This window comes from Hymenobacter endophyticus (assembly GCF_032464715.1).
Lineage (GTDB): Bacteria > Bacteroidota > Bacteroidia > Cytophagales > Hymenobacteraceae > Hymenobacter > Hymenobacter endophyticus.
Genome location: NZ_JAWDJT010000020.1, coordinates 1 through 13786, shown reverse-complemented (window position 1 = coordinate 13786; position 13786 = coordinate 1). Strand labels below are relative to the sequence as shown.

12 protein-coding genes and 1 pseudogene are annotated in these 13786 nt (G+C 63.0%); 3 read left to right on the top strand and 10 right to left on the bottom strand.

Annotated elements, in window-relative coordinates; all coding sequences use genetic code 11:
• Positions 1–148: 148 nt before the first annotated feature.
• The 9 genes from ROI90_RS20615 to ROI90_RS20575 form a co-directional block, all read right to left on the bottom strand.
• Positions 149–2449, bottom strand: a complete 2301-nt coding sequence (locus ROI90_RS20615; RefSeq protein ID WP_316000175.1) for a DUF5682 family protein — start codon at positions 2447–2449, stop codon at positions 149–151.
• Positions 2449–2868 (bottom strand): hypothetical protein, encoded by a 420-nt coding sequence (locus ROI90_RS20610; protein ID WP_316000174.1) that lies wholly within the window; start codon positions 2866–2868, stop codon positions 2449–2451. The genes ROI90_RS20615 and ROI90_RS20610 overlap by 1 nt, the downstream gene beginning before the upstream one ends.
• Before the next feature lie 5 nt (positions 2869–2873).
• The gene (locus ROI90_RS20605; RefSeq protein WP_316000173.1) at positions 2874–3206 is read right to left on the bottom strand and encodes a hypothetical protein; all 333 of its coding nucleotides are present in this window, start codon (positions 3204–3206) and stop codon (positions 2874–2876) included.
• A complete protein-coding gene (locus tag ROI90_RS20600; protein ID WP_316000172.1) occupies positions 3206–4306 on the bottom strand; it encodes an ATP-binding protein in 1101 nt (366 codons plus the stop codon). Before ROI90_RS20600 ends, ROI90_RS20605 begins: the two co-directional genes overlap by 1 nt.
• Before the next feature lie 306 nt (positions 4307–4612).
• Positions 4613–6202, bottom strand: coding sequence for a DUF5691 domain-containing protein (locus ROI90_RS20595; protein ID WP_316000171.1), 1590 nt, complete (start codon positions 6200–6202; stop codon positions 4613–4615).
• A 3-nt stretch (positions 6203–6205) separates the two neighbouring features.
• Positions 6206–7606 (bottom strand): hypothetical protein, encoded by a 1401-nt coding sequence (locus ROI90_RS20590; protein ID WP_316000170.1) that lies wholly within the window; start codon positions 7604–7606, stop codon positions 6206–6208.
• 57 nt (positions 7607–7663) lie between these two features.
• Positions 7664–8014 carry a hypothetical protein gene (locus tag ROI90_RS20585; RefSeq protein ID WP_316000169.1) on the bottom strand — a complete coding sequence of 117 codons (351 nt, stop codon included), beginning with the start codon at positions 8012–8014 and terminating at the stop codon, positions 7664–7666.
• Between the two features lie 198 nt (positions 8015–8212).
• Entirely contained in the window at positions 8213–8797 is a 585-nt protein-coding gene (locus ROI90_RS20580) for a hypothetical protein (protein WP_316000168.1), read from the bottom strand.
• A 103-nt stretch (positions 8798–8900) separates the two neighbouring features.
• Complete coding sequence (locus tag ROI90_RS20575; protein WP_316000167.1) at positions 8901–11303, bottom strand: efflux RND transporter permease subunit; 2403 nt, start codon at positions 11301–11303, stop codon at positions 8901–8903.
• Positions 11304–11381: 78 nt separating this feature from the next.
• Between ROI90_RS20575 and ROI90_RS20570 the strand changes: the two genes are divergently transcribed.
• From ROI90_RS20570 to ROI90_RS20560, 3 genes are all read left to right on the top strand, one after another.
• The gene (locus ROI90_RS20570) at positions 11382–11606 is read left to right on the top strand and encodes a hypothetical protein (RefSeq protein WP_316000166.1); all 225 of its coding nucleotides are present in this window, start codon (positions 11382–11384) and stop codon (positions 11604–11606) included.
• 415 nt (positions 11607–12021) lie between these two features.
• The gene (locus ROI90_RS20565) at positions 12022–13110 is read left to right on the top strand and encodes a carboxylesterase family protein (RefSeq protein ID WP_316000165.1); all 1089 of its coding nucleotides are present in this window, start codon (positions 12022–12024) and stop codon (positions 13108–13110) included.
• A gap of 238 nt (positions 13111–13348) precedes the next feature.
• Positions 13349–13702: a MarR family winged helix-turn-helix transcriptional regulator gene (locus ROI90_RS20560; protein ID WP_316000164.1), complete on the top strand. Its 354-nt coding sequence runs from the start codon at positions 13349–13351 to the stop codon at positions 13700–13702.
• Here ROI90_RS20560 and ROI90_RS20555 read toward each other — a convergent pair.
• Positions 13674–13786 (bottom strand): annotated as a pseudogene (locus tag ROI90_RS20555) (IS5/IS1182 family transposase); the annotation flags it as partial. The gene ROI90_RS20560 and the pseudogene ROI90_RS20555 overlap by 29 nt on opposite strands.

The following is a 13786-nucleotide window of genomic DNA, read 5'->3' as shown; positions in this document are numbered from 1 at the left end:
GAGGAATCTCGCGTGCTGACGGTCGAAGGTATCCGTCATTCCGAGCGAAGTCGAAGCATGTCGCGTGCTGATGGTAAGATTACTCTGCAACATCAGCATGCGAGATTCCTCGGCTGCGCTCGGAATGACGTTCAACAATAATTGCGGCTCAAAACCCCAGCAACTCCCGCAGCCCCGGCAGCACCAGCAGGCCGCGTTCCAGGTCGAAATCTTCCTCCTCGGTGGCAATAGCGGCCGGCTGTTGGCCTTGTTTAGAAAGGTCCAGGAGCTGGCGGCGTTCGGGCAGGCTGAAATCGGTGAAGGCGCGGCGCAGCAGGGGCACGATTTCGCGGAAGGTGTCTTCGGGCAGCTCCCCGAGCCAGTCGTTGAGCAAATCGAACAGGGGACGGTGGTGGAGCAGGAGCAGGCCGCTACCGCTGAGGAAACCCTCAATCCAGGCGGTGGCGTAGTTGGTGGGCTGGGCGGGGGCCAGGGCCAGGCCGAGGGCCATGGCGGCTTCGTCCGGGGCTAATTGGTGAGCATCGAACAGCAAGCGTCCGGCCGCTCCGGCCAGTAGCCCCGAGGAGGCCGGATTGCGCAGCACCACGGCCAGGGCCGCGTACCAGTCGGCCTCCTGCGTTTCATCCTGCAGCAGCCGAATAGCCTGGTGGGTGCCTTCGATGCGGGGCAGCAGCTGGCGGGCGCCGTCGTAGTCGAGGCCGGTGCAGGCCTGGGGCAGCCCGATGCACAGGCGCGGCACCAGGTGGTGCACCACGGTGGCTACCTGGGCGGTTTCGGTGCGGCGCACGTTGCCGTAGCGCAGCACGTTCACCAGTGGGGGCAGGGCGGCCAGCAGGTGGGTTACGTCGCGGGTGCCGGCCGAGAGGGTTTCCAGCCGGGCTACCAGCGCCCCAATGGCCGGACCGAGGTCGGCCTGCAGGGCTTCTTCCAGCAGGTGGCTCACGGCTTCCAAGTCGGGCGCTTCGGCGGCGCGGGCGGCGGCTTTGGCGGCGGCAGCGGCCAGCACGGTGTTGCCCAGACGGCCTGCATCCAGCACGTTGAGGGCATATTCGGGCTGCCACTGCAACTCCCACAGCTCGTGGAAGGTACCGGCCTTGCCCTGGGCCCGGTGCGGCTCACCCCAGCGGATATCCAGCAGGCGCAGGCGGTGCAGCAGGTGGCTCCGGCTCAGGTCCAGCTCCTTGCGCAAATCCAGGTCGAGGGTCTTGGAGGTGGCTTCGGGTTTGAGGCGGGTAGCTTTCTGCTGCAGCTGCAAATCCTGCTGCAGGGGCGTGGCGGGCTGCTCGGGCGGCACCGCGCCCAGCCGCTCCCCAATCACTAGCTCCCGCTGCACCAGGTCCAGGGCCTCGGCGTAGCCGCCGCCCAGGATGGCCACGGCGGCTTCCTGCAGCTCCTCGATGCCCGGCAGCTCCCGGCCGCGCACTACGGCCAGGGTTTCGGCCAGGCGCACGCCCTCTATGGCGTGGGCGGCGGAGGCGTCCAGGTCGCGAGTGCGGAGCAGGCGGGCGGCGCGCACCATCCAGTGCGTGACCACCTCGGCGCGGGGCGTGGTAAAGAGCAGTTCGTACCAAGCCGGAGACAAGATGCCCGCTCCGTAACCCGAGGCGTAGGACAGCCGCTCAAACGTCCAGGGAATCCAGGTGGCGGCGGTGGCGACTTTCTTGAGGCCTTTCAGGCGAGTTTTGTCTTCCTTTTTGAGTAGCTCGGGCCGCAGTACCGGCGCATGCCAGGCCCCGCACACTACCGCCACGCGCTGGTAGCCCTGTTGCAGCGTGGCGCGCAGGATTTCGCGCATAAAGGCTTCCCGGAGCAGGGTTTCCTCGGTTTCGGGTAAGTCCAGTTCCTCCCGCAACGCCGTCATCATGTCCAGCACCACCGCAAACGTATCGGCGTGGCCGGGGGCGTGTTCCAGGCGTAGCTCCCACCACCGCTCCCCATCGGTGTAGCCGTCCAGCTCGGCGAGGTAGGAAATCGGGTCGGCTTTGGGAGAGGGCAGAGGTGATGCGTCTGCTTCTGGAGCCGCACTCGTTTCGCTCCCTGGTTCCGAGGTGGCTATATCACCAGCCGCTTCCGCTGTGGGTGGCTCATTGGCCGGCAACAGCTGCTGACTGTCGGCTGCCTGCTCTTTGGCAAAGCGCATACTGGCCGGCAAATCGAAGCAGCGCAGGTGGGCGCCGTGGCGGTGGCACCACTGAATGGCCTGCCACTCGGGTGAAAAATCGGCGAAGGGCAGAAACGAGGCCTGCTGGTGCTGCTTGGGGTTGTACACGAGCAGGGCCACCGGCGGCACCATCTCGGGGTGCGTGGCTGCGGCCAGCGCCGCTTCGGCATCGGCGGGGCACTCCAGCAGCACCACGTCGGGCTGGTAGGCGTTGAGGGCGTGCACGAGGCTGGCGGCGCTGCCGGGCCCGTGGTGGCGGATACCGAAAAGGCGGAGGTCGGTGGGCATCAGATAGTTTTGGCGCGTTGTTGTTCTGCCTTCCAGCGGGGTAAAACTTCACATAACTGCTCAGCAAACTCTTTGGTAAGCCGGTAGGGGGCATCACCCGATTCAAAATGCTCCTCTATGATTCTGTTTATGGCCGGTGAGTAGCAAACCTTTGTGCGAAAGTTCTCCAGATGTTCTACTCGCACGACCAACTTCATCAGTTGGTGTGACTTGCGGTGGTGACCAATTACTGTAACGGCATCACAGGTGCCCGGGAACCAGTCGATGATGTATGCCTTGGCACCCGGTGTAAAATGCTTCGTCCCGTAGCGGATTTCAGCTCCGCTAGGCCCGTAAGGCCGTTTCCGAATTATGTTGCCAACTGCTGTCCAGTATGATTGGGGAGGCGTTTCAAAAGCTTTAGGCTCATCAGTGTTCATATCCACTATCCAGCGTTGTTTTTGAAATAGTTTATCAGTCTTATATCAATAATTCGCCGGACTTCAGTGTCGTCAGCATCAAATAAGACATCACGCAGTGCCTCAGCGGGAATAGCCTCTGCAGCATGAATCAATGACCATTCTATTCCACATGCAGATGTATCGCGCGGCGGCCCCAGATTGATTAGGGTTAGAGAATGACTTGGTTCCAGTGGCTCGGAAAGTTGCTGCACGAGCTCATCAAATTCCTCCAAGGGAAAGTCGTCAACGGCAGGCGTACTATCGTCAGGCAATGAGCCTAGATTGCGCAAACGGGCGATGATAGTGGCGTCATCCATTATTCCACCACCTCCCGGCAGGCGCGGTAGAGGTCTTTCCAGCCGTCCCGCTCTTTTACCACGGTTTCGAGGTATTCCAGCCAGACCGTGCGGTCCTGCACGGGGTCTTTCACCACGGCGCCGGTGAGGCCGGCGGCCAGGTCGTGGGCGCGCAGGCTGCCGTCGCCGAAATAGGCGGCCAGGGCCAGGCCGCTGTTCATCACCGAAATGGCTTCGCCGGTGCTGAGCGTGCCGCTGGGGCTTTTGAGCTTGGTTTTGCCGTTCTCCGTCACGCCCGAGCGCAACTCCCGGAAGATGGTGACGAGGCGGCTGATTTGCTCCAGGGCCGGGGCTTCGGCGGGCAGCTGCAGCGCCTTGCCCTGCTTTTCCACCCGCGTCTGCACAATGCGCACTTCCTCCTCGGCCGAGTTGGGCAGCGGCAGTACCACCGTGTTGAAGCGGCGGCGCAGGGCGCTGCTCAGTTCGTTCACGCCCTTGTCCCGGTCGTTGGCGGTGGCAATGACGTTGAAGCCGCTGGTGGCCTGTACTTCGCTGGATAGCTCGGGGATGGGCAGCACTTTTTCCGAGAGCATGGTGATGAGCGTATCCTGCACGTCGGAGGGGATGCGGGTGAGTTCTTCGAGGCGCACCAGGCGGCCTTCCTGCATGCCTTTGAAGAGGGGCGAGGGCACCAACGCGCCCAAGGAGGGTCCTTCGGCAATCAGGCGGGCGTAGTTCCAGGAGTACCGAATGGCATCTTCGGAAGTGCCCGCCGTGCCCTGCACCAGCAAATCCGACCGGCCGCTGATGGCCGCCGTCAGGTGCTCCGATACCCAGCTTTTGGCCGTGCCCGGCACACCCAGCAGCAGCAGGGCGCGGTCGGTGGCGAGGGTGGCCACGGCAATTTCCATCAGCCGCCGCTGCCCGATGTACTTGGGCTCGATTTCAAAGCCGTTATCCAGCTTGCCGCCCAACAGATACGTGACAGTAGCCCAGGGCGAGAGGTGCCAGTTCGGGGGTTTGGGCCGGTCGTGGTCGGCGGCGCGCAAAGCGGCCAGCTCTTCGGCGTACACATCCTCGGCGTGCGGGCGCAGAACGGTGGTAGGGGCAGTAACGGACATAGGGAAAGGAGAGTTAGATGGTAAAAGCTAGAGCTAGTTCCCCTCTGAAAGGAGGGGCCAGGGGTGGTTGATGCTGGCAGAACGATTATCAGGCCGTCATGCTGAGCGCAGCCGAAGCACCTCGCTCGAACCGTTGAAGTTACCAGTGCAATGTCAGCACGCGAGATGCTTCGGCTGCGCTCAGCATGACGTTCTATTGAATGTTGATTGAGTAAGAATGGCTGTTCATCGATTGGTCAACCACCCTCAACCCCTCGCCGCTTGATGCGCGGAATCATCTGAGGGGAGCTACGTTCTGGCTTCGGCCTAGCCGGGGGCGGGGGGCTCGTGGAGGGCTTCAGCTAGCTGCTGGCGGAAGTGCAGGGTGTTGAGCAGGCGGGCGAGGCTATTGTGGAGGTAAGGTACGTCCTGGAGCAGGGGTTGTAGGGGCTCGGCGCAGAGGTTGTATTGCGCTGCCGGCACCACGCGGGCCATGTGCTCCAGCAACTGGGAAGCGGCGTATTGGATGCGGTACAGCTCGGTGGGTTGGCGCAGGGCCCGGCGCAGCAGCTCCACCACCCGGCGCGTGAGGGTTTCAGGCCAGGGCGCGGGCACGAGTTGCAACAGATGCTGCCAAGGTGCATCGGTGGAGAAATGCGGCGTGGCGTTGAGCAGCGGTAACACCAGTGCGGTAAGCTGAGCGGGCGGTAGCGCGGCTGCCAGCCGGGCAACGGGCAGGTTGGGCGCCTTCTTGCGCGGCTGCGCGTGCAGCCATTCCAGCAAGGCCCCGGCCCAAGCAATATCCTGGTGCAGTACCGCCGCCTCCGACCAGGCCGTGAGCAGCAGCTCCGTCCACTCCGTATCGGCGGCCAGCTCGATGATTTTGGCGGGCGTGAGGTTCCAGTGCTTAGCCCAGCGCTGGGGCGGAATCAGGGCGAGTAGCTGACCCAACAAGGCAGCTTTTTCGCCGGGGAAGCGGCTGTCTTTCTGCTCGATGCCTTCGAGGAGCCAGGTTTTGTCCCAGTCGGTGGCGGGCAGCTCAACCAGCAGCTTTTTGCTGAGCAGGCTGCGTTTGAGTTGCATCAGGGGTTCGGCACGCTGCCAGAGCCGTTCCAGAAGCGGGCTGCCTGGTAGGCGTACCAGCAGGGGCAGCACCGTTTGGCGTACTTCCTTGCTTTTGGCGGCGAGGTAGTGTGTCAGCAAGGGGGCATCGGCAGCGGAAAGCTGTTCCTGCAAGGTGTCCAGCAATTGGGCCTGGTGCCTGGCGGGCTCCTGGGGCAGCACGGCGGCCAGCAGCTCGCGGGCGTGGGTTGGCTCTCGGCGGCGCAGGGTTTCCAAACAGAGGGTGCGCTGCCCAATGGTGCCGGTTTCCCAGGCGGTTTCCTCGGTAGCCTGCTCTGAAGCCGCCAGAAAGGTTTGCCAGGCCGGATTTTGGGCGGCCAGCCAAGCCCCGCGCTGGCCCAGCACGGCGGCCGCGGGCCGGTGCAGCTGGGAGCGGGTGCGGGCGTGTTCCAGTAGCATCACCAGCAACTGGTGCGGCACCCGGCGCTGGTTTTCGGCCAGTGCTACCAGAAATTCAGGCAGCAACTCCGGATACTGGCCGTCCAGCAATTGTTGCAGCAGTTGCGCGCCGCTGACACCCAGGGCATCCTGCGTTTCGGGGGCGGCGGGGGCCGTAGCGGAGGCGGTAGCAACTGCGGGCTGGTAGCCGGCTTTGCGGATGGTACTGAGTACGCCAGCCGTTAGCAACGCTTGCTTTTCGCGGTGGTCGGGCGCGTCGGCGGGGAGGGTGAAGCCGGGTACGGCGGGCAGCTCGTCGGGGCTTTGGCGGGTGCCGAGCAGGACCACGCGTTGCAGGCGCTGCCAGTCGGCGGCGGGGCGCAGGGCGGTTTCCGGAGTAGCGAGGTTGTCAGGCATTGGCTAGGCAGGTTGTAGTTCAGCCACGGTATCCCAGCCCACCAGGGGGCGCAGGCCCTGGCCGGTCCATTCGCCAAAAATCGTGAGCGGAAAGCCCCCGCTGATGGCCCTCAGGTCCCAGCCAAACTGGTCGTCGCAGAGCAGGCGGAGTTCGATGGAGTTGCTATGCAGTGAACCGGAGCCAGCTACAGCCAGCGCCCCGGTTTCCGCCGGAAACCGCAGCACCCAGCCTTCGGCGGCAGGCGTGGGTACGCCCCCACTGAGCAGGGACGGCCACTCGCGCAGCCAGGGCTGCCGGGCCAGGGCCGTGGCGTATTCTGCCAGCAGCTGCCCGGGCCCGATGCCGCCGGTGGGCACCGGGTTGCCGGGTTGAATTCCCTTGAAGGTGAGTTGGCCCGGAATAGCCCGCAGCGGCAGCAACCCAGGGTAAAACGTCAGCTCGCCGGTGTAGGAGCCGTCGGGCACCAGCGGCGTGGCGAAGGGCTGGCCGCCGAAGGAAAACTCCACTACCCGCGCGAAACGGCCGGTTTTCCGACCCCGCAGCCAGGCGCGACGCACCGTCAGGCGCTCTTCCTCGGTGGTGGTCAGGTTCAGCACCCTCCATTCATCGGACACAGCGGGCTGGGTGGCCAGTACGTCTTCCTTCTTGAGGGTGATGCCCACTTGCTGTAGCACTTCCTGGCGGGCATCCTCGGCCAGTTGGGACAGACGCAGAAAGGCGCGCACCAGCAGATACAGCTCCCCAAGGCGGGCCAGCATCCGGGCGGGCCAGTCGGCGCCCTGGTGGCGCAGGGTGGGCAACTCGCGCACCACGGTGGCCAGGCCGGGCAGCTGGTTATCCACGAGGCGGGCGGCCTGGTTTTCCCAGTAGCTGCGGGGCTGCTGGTCAGTGGCGGCCAGGCCGGCCCGCACGATGTCCACCAGCCAGGTTTCCAGCTCCTGCGCCCCACGCTGCATGCGGCTTTGGCGCTGCGCCTCGCGTTTCTGGCGGGCAGCTGCCGCGGCGGCTTCAGTGGCCTCTGGATCGGCAGCAGACGCCGCCGTTTCTACCGCCTTGGCTACCTGCTTTTCCTGGGTTTGCTGGCGCTTATCCAACCACTCGTGCAGCCACTCGGGCGGGGTGGTGCCGCTGAGCAGTTGCGGTTGGCGGGCCAGCAGCAGGAGCAGGCCCGCCCCGTGCTTGCAGGGAAACACGCGGCTGGGGCAGCTGCACTTGAAAGCCGGGGCGGTGAGGTCGATGCCGGTTTGGTAGGGCTTGCTGCCGCTGCCCTTGCACTCGCCCCAGGCGGCGGTTTCGATGCGGCCCAGGTTGCCCCATTTGGCAGGAGCGGCCAGCTCCTGGCCCCGTTTCAGGGTGCCAGGGTCGGTGATGAGGGCGCGGGCCTGTTCTTCGGTCCAGGTCAAAACGGTGTCACGGTTAGGTCTGCCGGAGCAAAACGGTTACCGGGGCAAAGTAGGCGTTCAGACTGGAAATACCGCACCACAGTTTGTGCATTTGAGCAGCGTAGTACCGGCATACACCAGTTTTTTCCACCACGACACCCGCGCCAGCGGCTCCGCGCCTTCCGCCCGGCAGCGTGGGCAGCAGACGGGTTTCGGGGTGGTGCGCTGCAGCTCAAATACTTCCACCGTTTGCTGGGCCAGGTGCACGTCGGCTTCCTCAATCAGCAGCTGATAATACATACCGTCCCCAAACGGAAACGAAGGCGGCCCGCAGGTTTTCACCAACGCATCCACTTCCATCTCCTTCAGCAGATTGTACAGCTCCACCGCCTCAGCATAAGTCAGAAATTGGGCGGCGGGAGTGAGCATAGGGGAACTTGGGAAATAAAAGAACGTCATGCTCCATCTGGCGTCCGCAAAGCCGGAGGCGCAGCCGAAGCATCTCCACCGCTTTGTTGCAATGTCTCTGACGAAGCGGTAGAGATGCTTCGGCAAGCTCAGCATGACGGTCAGCCCGGCAGCATCAGCACGCGAGATTCCTCGCGCTGCTCGGAATGACGTTCTGTTTTACTTCCGTCGCTTGGCCGGGGCACTACGCTGGCCGCGCAGCTTGAGCACGTAGAATAGCAGGCCGGCCGATAGCACAGCCAGGGCAGCGGCCAGCAGCTCGCGGGAGGTGCGGGCGGCGGTGGCTTCGTCGGCGGTGGCTTGCAGGTCCTGGAGTTTCTTTTCGCGCTGCCGGTCCCGCTCCTGCAGGTTGGCAATCTGGTTTTCCAGGTCGTGGAACCGCTCCCGAGTGCTGCTTTGGTCGGTTTGGGCCACGGTAGCCAGCTGTTTCACCTGTTGGTTTTCGGCCACTACGGCGGCGGTTTTGCGCAGGGTGCCGGCCTGCACGGCCCGCACAATTTCGGTGTCTTTGCGGATGATGCCTTTCAGGGCTTCTACCACTTCCTGCAGGTCCTTTTTGCTGGGCTTGTTGGCCAGAAAGGCGTTGCGCTGCCCGTTGGCAGCTTCATAGTCCTGCACCAGCTGCTGACGCTCCTGAATCAGGCGGGGCAGCGGGTCTTCGGGTGGGGCAGTGGCGGGCGTTTGGGCCAGCGCGGCGGTGCTGGCGGAAAGGGCGAACAGGAAGGGCAGGAGGTGTCTTGTCATACAGCGGCAAAGATGGGGCATACGGGGGTAGCCCGCAGAGGACGCAGAAGTGTACGCACAGGACGCGGAGGGCGTTCATCTGCGCCTTCTGCGGGCTACACCATCACCCGCCCAGCGCCGGTATCTGCTCCCGAATTTCCCGGGGCTTATGCCGGTAGAAGGCCAGAATCAGAATCGGCAGCAACGTCAGCTCGGCTACCACCCCAAACAGCAAGGTCAGACCAATCAAAAGCCCCACGTAAAACGTCCCGTCAAACGAAGAAAATATCAGCGTCGAGAAGCCGCCCACCAGAATCAGGGAGGTGACGATGACGGCTTTGCCAGCCATCAGGTAGGTTTTGCGCACGGCCTTAAACAGGCTGGGCTCCTGGAGCAGCACCAGTTTCAGCTTGGAGATGAAGTGAATGGTGTCATCGACGGCAATACCGAAGGCAATGGTGAAGATGATGCTGGTGCTCACCTTCATGCTCACGCCGGCCGCGCCCATTACGCCGGCCACAATCAGGATGGGCACCAGGTTGGGGATGAGCACCACCACCGTCATGCGCACGGAGCGGAACAGCGCCAGTACAATCAGCGTGACCATCAGAATATCGATGCTCATGCCCGTAATCATGTTGCGGGTGAGGGTTTCGTTGTTTTTGTCGATGAGGTTGGCCGAGCCGGTGAGGCGGGTTTGCAGCACGGTGCTATCCACGGAGGTGCGCAGGAAGCGGCGCAGGCCGGCGTTGAGCTGCCCGGCCCGCACGCTGCCCACGTCGGGCATGCGGCCGGTGAGGCGGCCTTCCGAGCCATCGGGCAGGGCCAGGGCCCGGAACTCGGGCTTCTTCCGAAACAGCTTCACCTTGCGCAGCAGCCGCTGCAGCTCGGCTTCCGAATCGGGCAGGCGGTATTCTTCCAATAGGCCGCCATTCAGGGCTTTGCGCACCGATTTGATGAGCGTAACCGGCGAGGCCACGAAGTTGAGGCCGTAATCTTTTTGCAGGTAGTTCTCAATCTGCTCGGTCTGGCGCAGCACCTGCAGGTCGTAGAGCGTGCGGCTGGGAGCCGGCTTCAAATCCAGTTCAAACGGCCGCACGCCGGCAAACTGCCGCTCAAAAAACTTGAAATCCAGCTTTACCGGGTCATTCTTCGACAAGTCGTCGAGCAAAGCGGAGTTGATGCGGATGCGCGAGGCCGATGCCACCGACAGCACCAGCACCAGCCCGCTGATGGCCACCACCCAGTGCCGCCGCGCCAGCACCGTCCGGAACATCCGGCCCAGCACGCCGTCCCAGCTGTGGCCGGTTTCCCGCGGCACCCGCAGCTGGGGCTTGCGCAGCAGCACCAGCATGGCCGGCAGCAGCGTGAAGCTGAGGGCAAAGGTGAGTAGCACCGCAATGCCCGTAAACAGCCCGAAGTTGTAAATCGGCCGGATGGTGCTGGTCATCAGCGTGAAGAAGCCAATGCTGGTGGTGAGGGCCGAGAGTCCCGAGCCGAAGCCCGATTCCTTCAGGGCAATGAGCAGGGAATCCCGCTTGCTGGCCCCGTAGCCCAGCTCCGTGACGTAGCGCGTGATGATGTGAATGGTGTCGGACATGCCCACCACGAACAGCATCACGGGCAGCAGGGCCGTCATCAAATCAATGCTCACCCCGAACGCCGACATCACGCCCAGTCCCCACAGAATGGAGCCCAGCACCACCACCAGCGGCAGCACCATGCCCCACCACGTCCGGAACGTGAGCCACAGCAGCCCCGTCACCAGCACCACCGAGAGGCTCATAAACACCATCAGCTCCAGCTGCAGCCGGTCCACAAACACCGATTGGGCCACCATTTTGCCGGCAAGGTGGTACTCGTTTTCGGGGATGCCCTGGCGGGCCAGCTCCGTGCGCACGGCCGTCAGCAAGGAGTCGCCGGGGGGCTTACTGAGGTTGGGCGAGGTCTGGAACAGGATGGTAACGGCCCGCGCATCCCGCGAAATCAGGTTGCCCACGAGGCCCGGCGTGCGGTACACCAGCGCCGAGTCCTGGGCGCGCCGTTCGGGCTCCTGTGGGTGCAGATAAGGCACATTGAACACGCCCAAACCTTCCACCACCGGGTTACTGGCCGTCGTCGGCGACGATACCTGCGTGACGTGCCGCCGCGCCCGGATAAAGCGCGTCAGCGAATCGACCTTGGTCAGGAACCGGGGCTCAAATACCGTCTGGCCGGCCGGGGCTTCCAGGCCCAGCAGCACGTAGTCGTTGTCGTTGCCGAAGCGGCCCGAGTACTCCTCGTAGTAGTCCAGGTCCGGGTCGCCGGCGGGGTAGAAGTCGTTGAAATTGTAGTTGAACCGCAGCTGAGCCACGAAAAACACCGCCAGTGCCGTGAGCAGCCCGAGGGCCAGCAGCGTAAGGTACGCGAGTTTGCGAAGGGGCATAGAAACCAGTACCGCGCCGGAGCCGCGCGCATCATTGAACGGAAAGGGGCCGCGGGGCAGCCCGCGCAAAGGTAGGGCCACGGCGGCGCGGGTTTCTGCCAAATCCGCGCTACTTTAGGGCACCCAGAAGCCAACCTCGGCTTTCGGGCTTTTGTTTCCTCGTTTCCTAACTCTTCGCCCATGAAAAACGCCCTGCTTGCTCTCTGCCTGTTCGCCTTCGCCGGTTCCGCCGTTGCCCACGAGGGCCATGATGCCGGCAAGAAAGGCAAGAAGAAAGAAGCCTGCACCGCCGAAATGGCCGCCAAGTGCGCCAAAACCGGTGCTACCGCCGCTACGCCCTCGTGTTGCATGAAGAAAGGCGCCAAAACTGCCGCCGTGACGCCCGCCCCGGTAAAATCGTTGTAAGGGGAGCAAGCCGGGAGTTGTGTAGAAAGTCAACAGCCTTGCCACCTTGAGCGCAGCGAAGGACCTTTTCACGGTGCAACAGCTAAAGGGTAACCGTAAGAAGATCCTTCGCTGCGCTCAGGGTGACGGACGAGCAAGTTAACCGGACTTTCCAAACAGCTTCACTGATAAAAAGCCGCTCAGCTGAGCGGCTTTTTGTATTTACATACTTCCGACGGTAAGCCAAGAAAGGAATATGCAAATATTTAACAAGGTACCTTGTTTAACATAGTACCAATGTTATCTTTGGCTTATTCTCTCCCGAAATCTGCCTGAGTCCATGAAATCTATCCATCGAGTTTGTAGTGTAGTAAGTATGTGCGTGGGGCTCTGGGCTGGAACCGCGCAAGCTCAAACCCACACTTACGACCAGCTTTTGCAGCAGGCCTCCGCCAGGCTGGGGCAGCAGGATTTCTGCGGAGCTGTGCAGGGTTTTCAGGCGGCCTTTGCCGACAGCACCAAGGCCGGGCCGTTTGATGTATTTGCAGGAACCATTGCCGCCGCCAATTGCCCCGCCCAGCGCACCCAGGCGCTGCGGTGGCTGCTGCGGATTCCGCGCTTCGCCGATTTGCCCGTTACGGCCCAGGACGTGCGCAACATTGCCCAGGAGCCAGGCTTGCGCAATCTGCATGACACACCTCAGTGGACGTATTTTCTGGCGCGACTACAGGCCCACGCCGCCCGGCGCGAGGCCGCCGCCCGCCAGGCCACCCAGCAATGGCTCACCAGCACCCGGCAGAACGCGCTACCTGGCCCGGCTCGCCGGAAGCACTACGCAAAGGCCGCCACCGGCTTTGCCCGCTACGCGTTGCCCGTGGATACCGTGCAGGCCCCTTACCTGGTGTATGTGCCCAAGAGCTATAATCCCGCCACGGCCGCGCCGCTGCTGGTGTACCTGCACGGGGGCGTGGCCAGCGCCACCCAGTTTCAGGTGCAGGACCCTGGCGTAGCCCAGGAGCCGATTTTCCGGGCGGCCGAACAGCAGGGGGCCCTTGTGCTGTACCCGTACGGGCGAAAATCGTTTGGGTGGCTAGAGCACGAAGCCGCACTGGCCGCCGTGCCCCGGATGGTGGCCGAGGTGCAGGCGCGCTACCGCGTAGATGCCCGGCGCGTGTACCTGGGCGGCATGTCGAACGGGGGCACGGCCGCTTTCTGGTACGCCTGCCAGCAGCCCCAGGGTTTCGCCGGTTTCTACGCCCTATCGGCTACACCCATGAGTAAGCTGGGCCCTTTGCGCTTCCAGACACTGGCCAGCGGCTCCCCACTGTACTCGTTGAATGCGGAGGACGACGAGGTGTTTCCCTACAGAGAAGTTGCCGCCATCCACGACCAGCACAAGGCCCGGACCCCGCAGTGGCACTTCGCGACCCGGCCCACCGGCGGCCACAGCTTCCTCTACGGCCCGGATGGTGACCAGGCTTTGCTGGCGTTGTTGCGGCAAATGATGAATAACGCGGGCCGGTGAGTTCTGCAGATAACCGAGAATTTCTGCAGCCGCGCAGCGTTGTCGGAAATGGCTGGAAACACCCCGGAGCCCCACGCTTTCGGGGTGTTTTGATTTGCAGACGGCGGGTGCATGCGCCTCCGCTCGATTAGCCGTTGGTTGCCGGTTGAACCATGCTCAGAAGAATAGCAGTGGAAGCAAAGCCAATAAATAGTATTATTGTTGATATGTATACTATATTTAAATCAACTAGAAGCTGATGAAACCAGACAATCCCACCCAAACGGTCCTCTACACGCTGGAGCAGGCCATTAAAGCATATCGGCGGCTTTGTCAGCAGAATATCGACCACGTGGCCGCGAACCTGACCGTGGATCAAGCCTTGACCCTGGTGGTGCTGAACAAATTCCCCGAATTGAGTCAGCAGCAGCTGGCGGAGCTGGTTTTCAAGGACAAGGCCTCGCTCACCCGCATGCTGGAGTTACTGGTGCAGAAAGGTTTCGTGGTCCGCGCAATGCACGCTTCCGACCGTCGCAAATTCAGCCTTACCCTTACCCGCCAGGGCCAACAGTTGCTAGGAAGTGTTAACAGTCGCGCAACCAGAGGACAGTAGCCGCTAAATGGACAAAGGCCAGAAAATGCGCATCTAACTTGTCGTAACGCGTTGCGACGCGACGAAACTGCTTGAGGCGGCTAA

What these genes read in the sequence shown, in the direction of transcription:
- ROI90_RS20615 (WP_316000175.1), bottom strand. Translation starts at nt 2,449, where the DNA reads ATGCCCACCGACCTCCGCCTTTTCGGTATCCGCCACCACGGGCCCGGC.
- ROI90_RS20570 (WP_316000166.1), top strand. Translation starts at nt 11,382, where the DNA reads ATGAAAAACGCCCTGCTTGCTCTCTGCCTGTTCGCCTTCGCCGGTTCC.
- ROI90_RS20600 (WP_316000172.1), bottom strand. Translation starts at nt 4,306, where the DNA reads ATGTCCGTTACTGCCCCTACCACCGTTCTGCGCCCGCACGCCGAGGAT.
- ROI90_RS20580 (WP_316000168.1), bottom strand. Translation starts at nt 8,797, where the DNA reads ATGACAAGACACCTCCTGCCCTTCCTGTTCGCCCTTTCCGCCAGCACC.
- ROI90_RS20595 (WP_316000171.1), bottom strand. Translation starts at nt 6,202, where the DNA reads ATGCCTGACAACCTCGCTACTCCGGAAACCGCCCTGCGCCCCGCCGCC.
- ROI90_RS20605 (WP_316000173.1), bottom strand. Translation starts at nt 3,206, where the DNA reads ATGGATGACGCCACTATCATCGCCCGTTTGCGCAATCTAGGCTCATTG.
- ROI90_RS20585 (WP_316000169.1), bottom strand. Translation starts at nt 8,014, where the DNA reads ATGCTCACTCCCGCCGCCCAATTTCTGACTTATGCTGAGGCGGTGGAG.
- ROI90_RS20610 (WP_316000174.1), bottom strand. Translation starts at nt 2,868, where the DNA reads ATGAACACTGATGAGCCTAAAGCTTTTGAAACGCCTCCCCAATCATAC.
- ROI90_RS20560 (WP_316000164.1), top strand. Translation starts at nt 13,349, where the DNA reads ATGAAACCAGACAATCCCACCCAAACGGTCCTCTACACGCTGGAGCAG.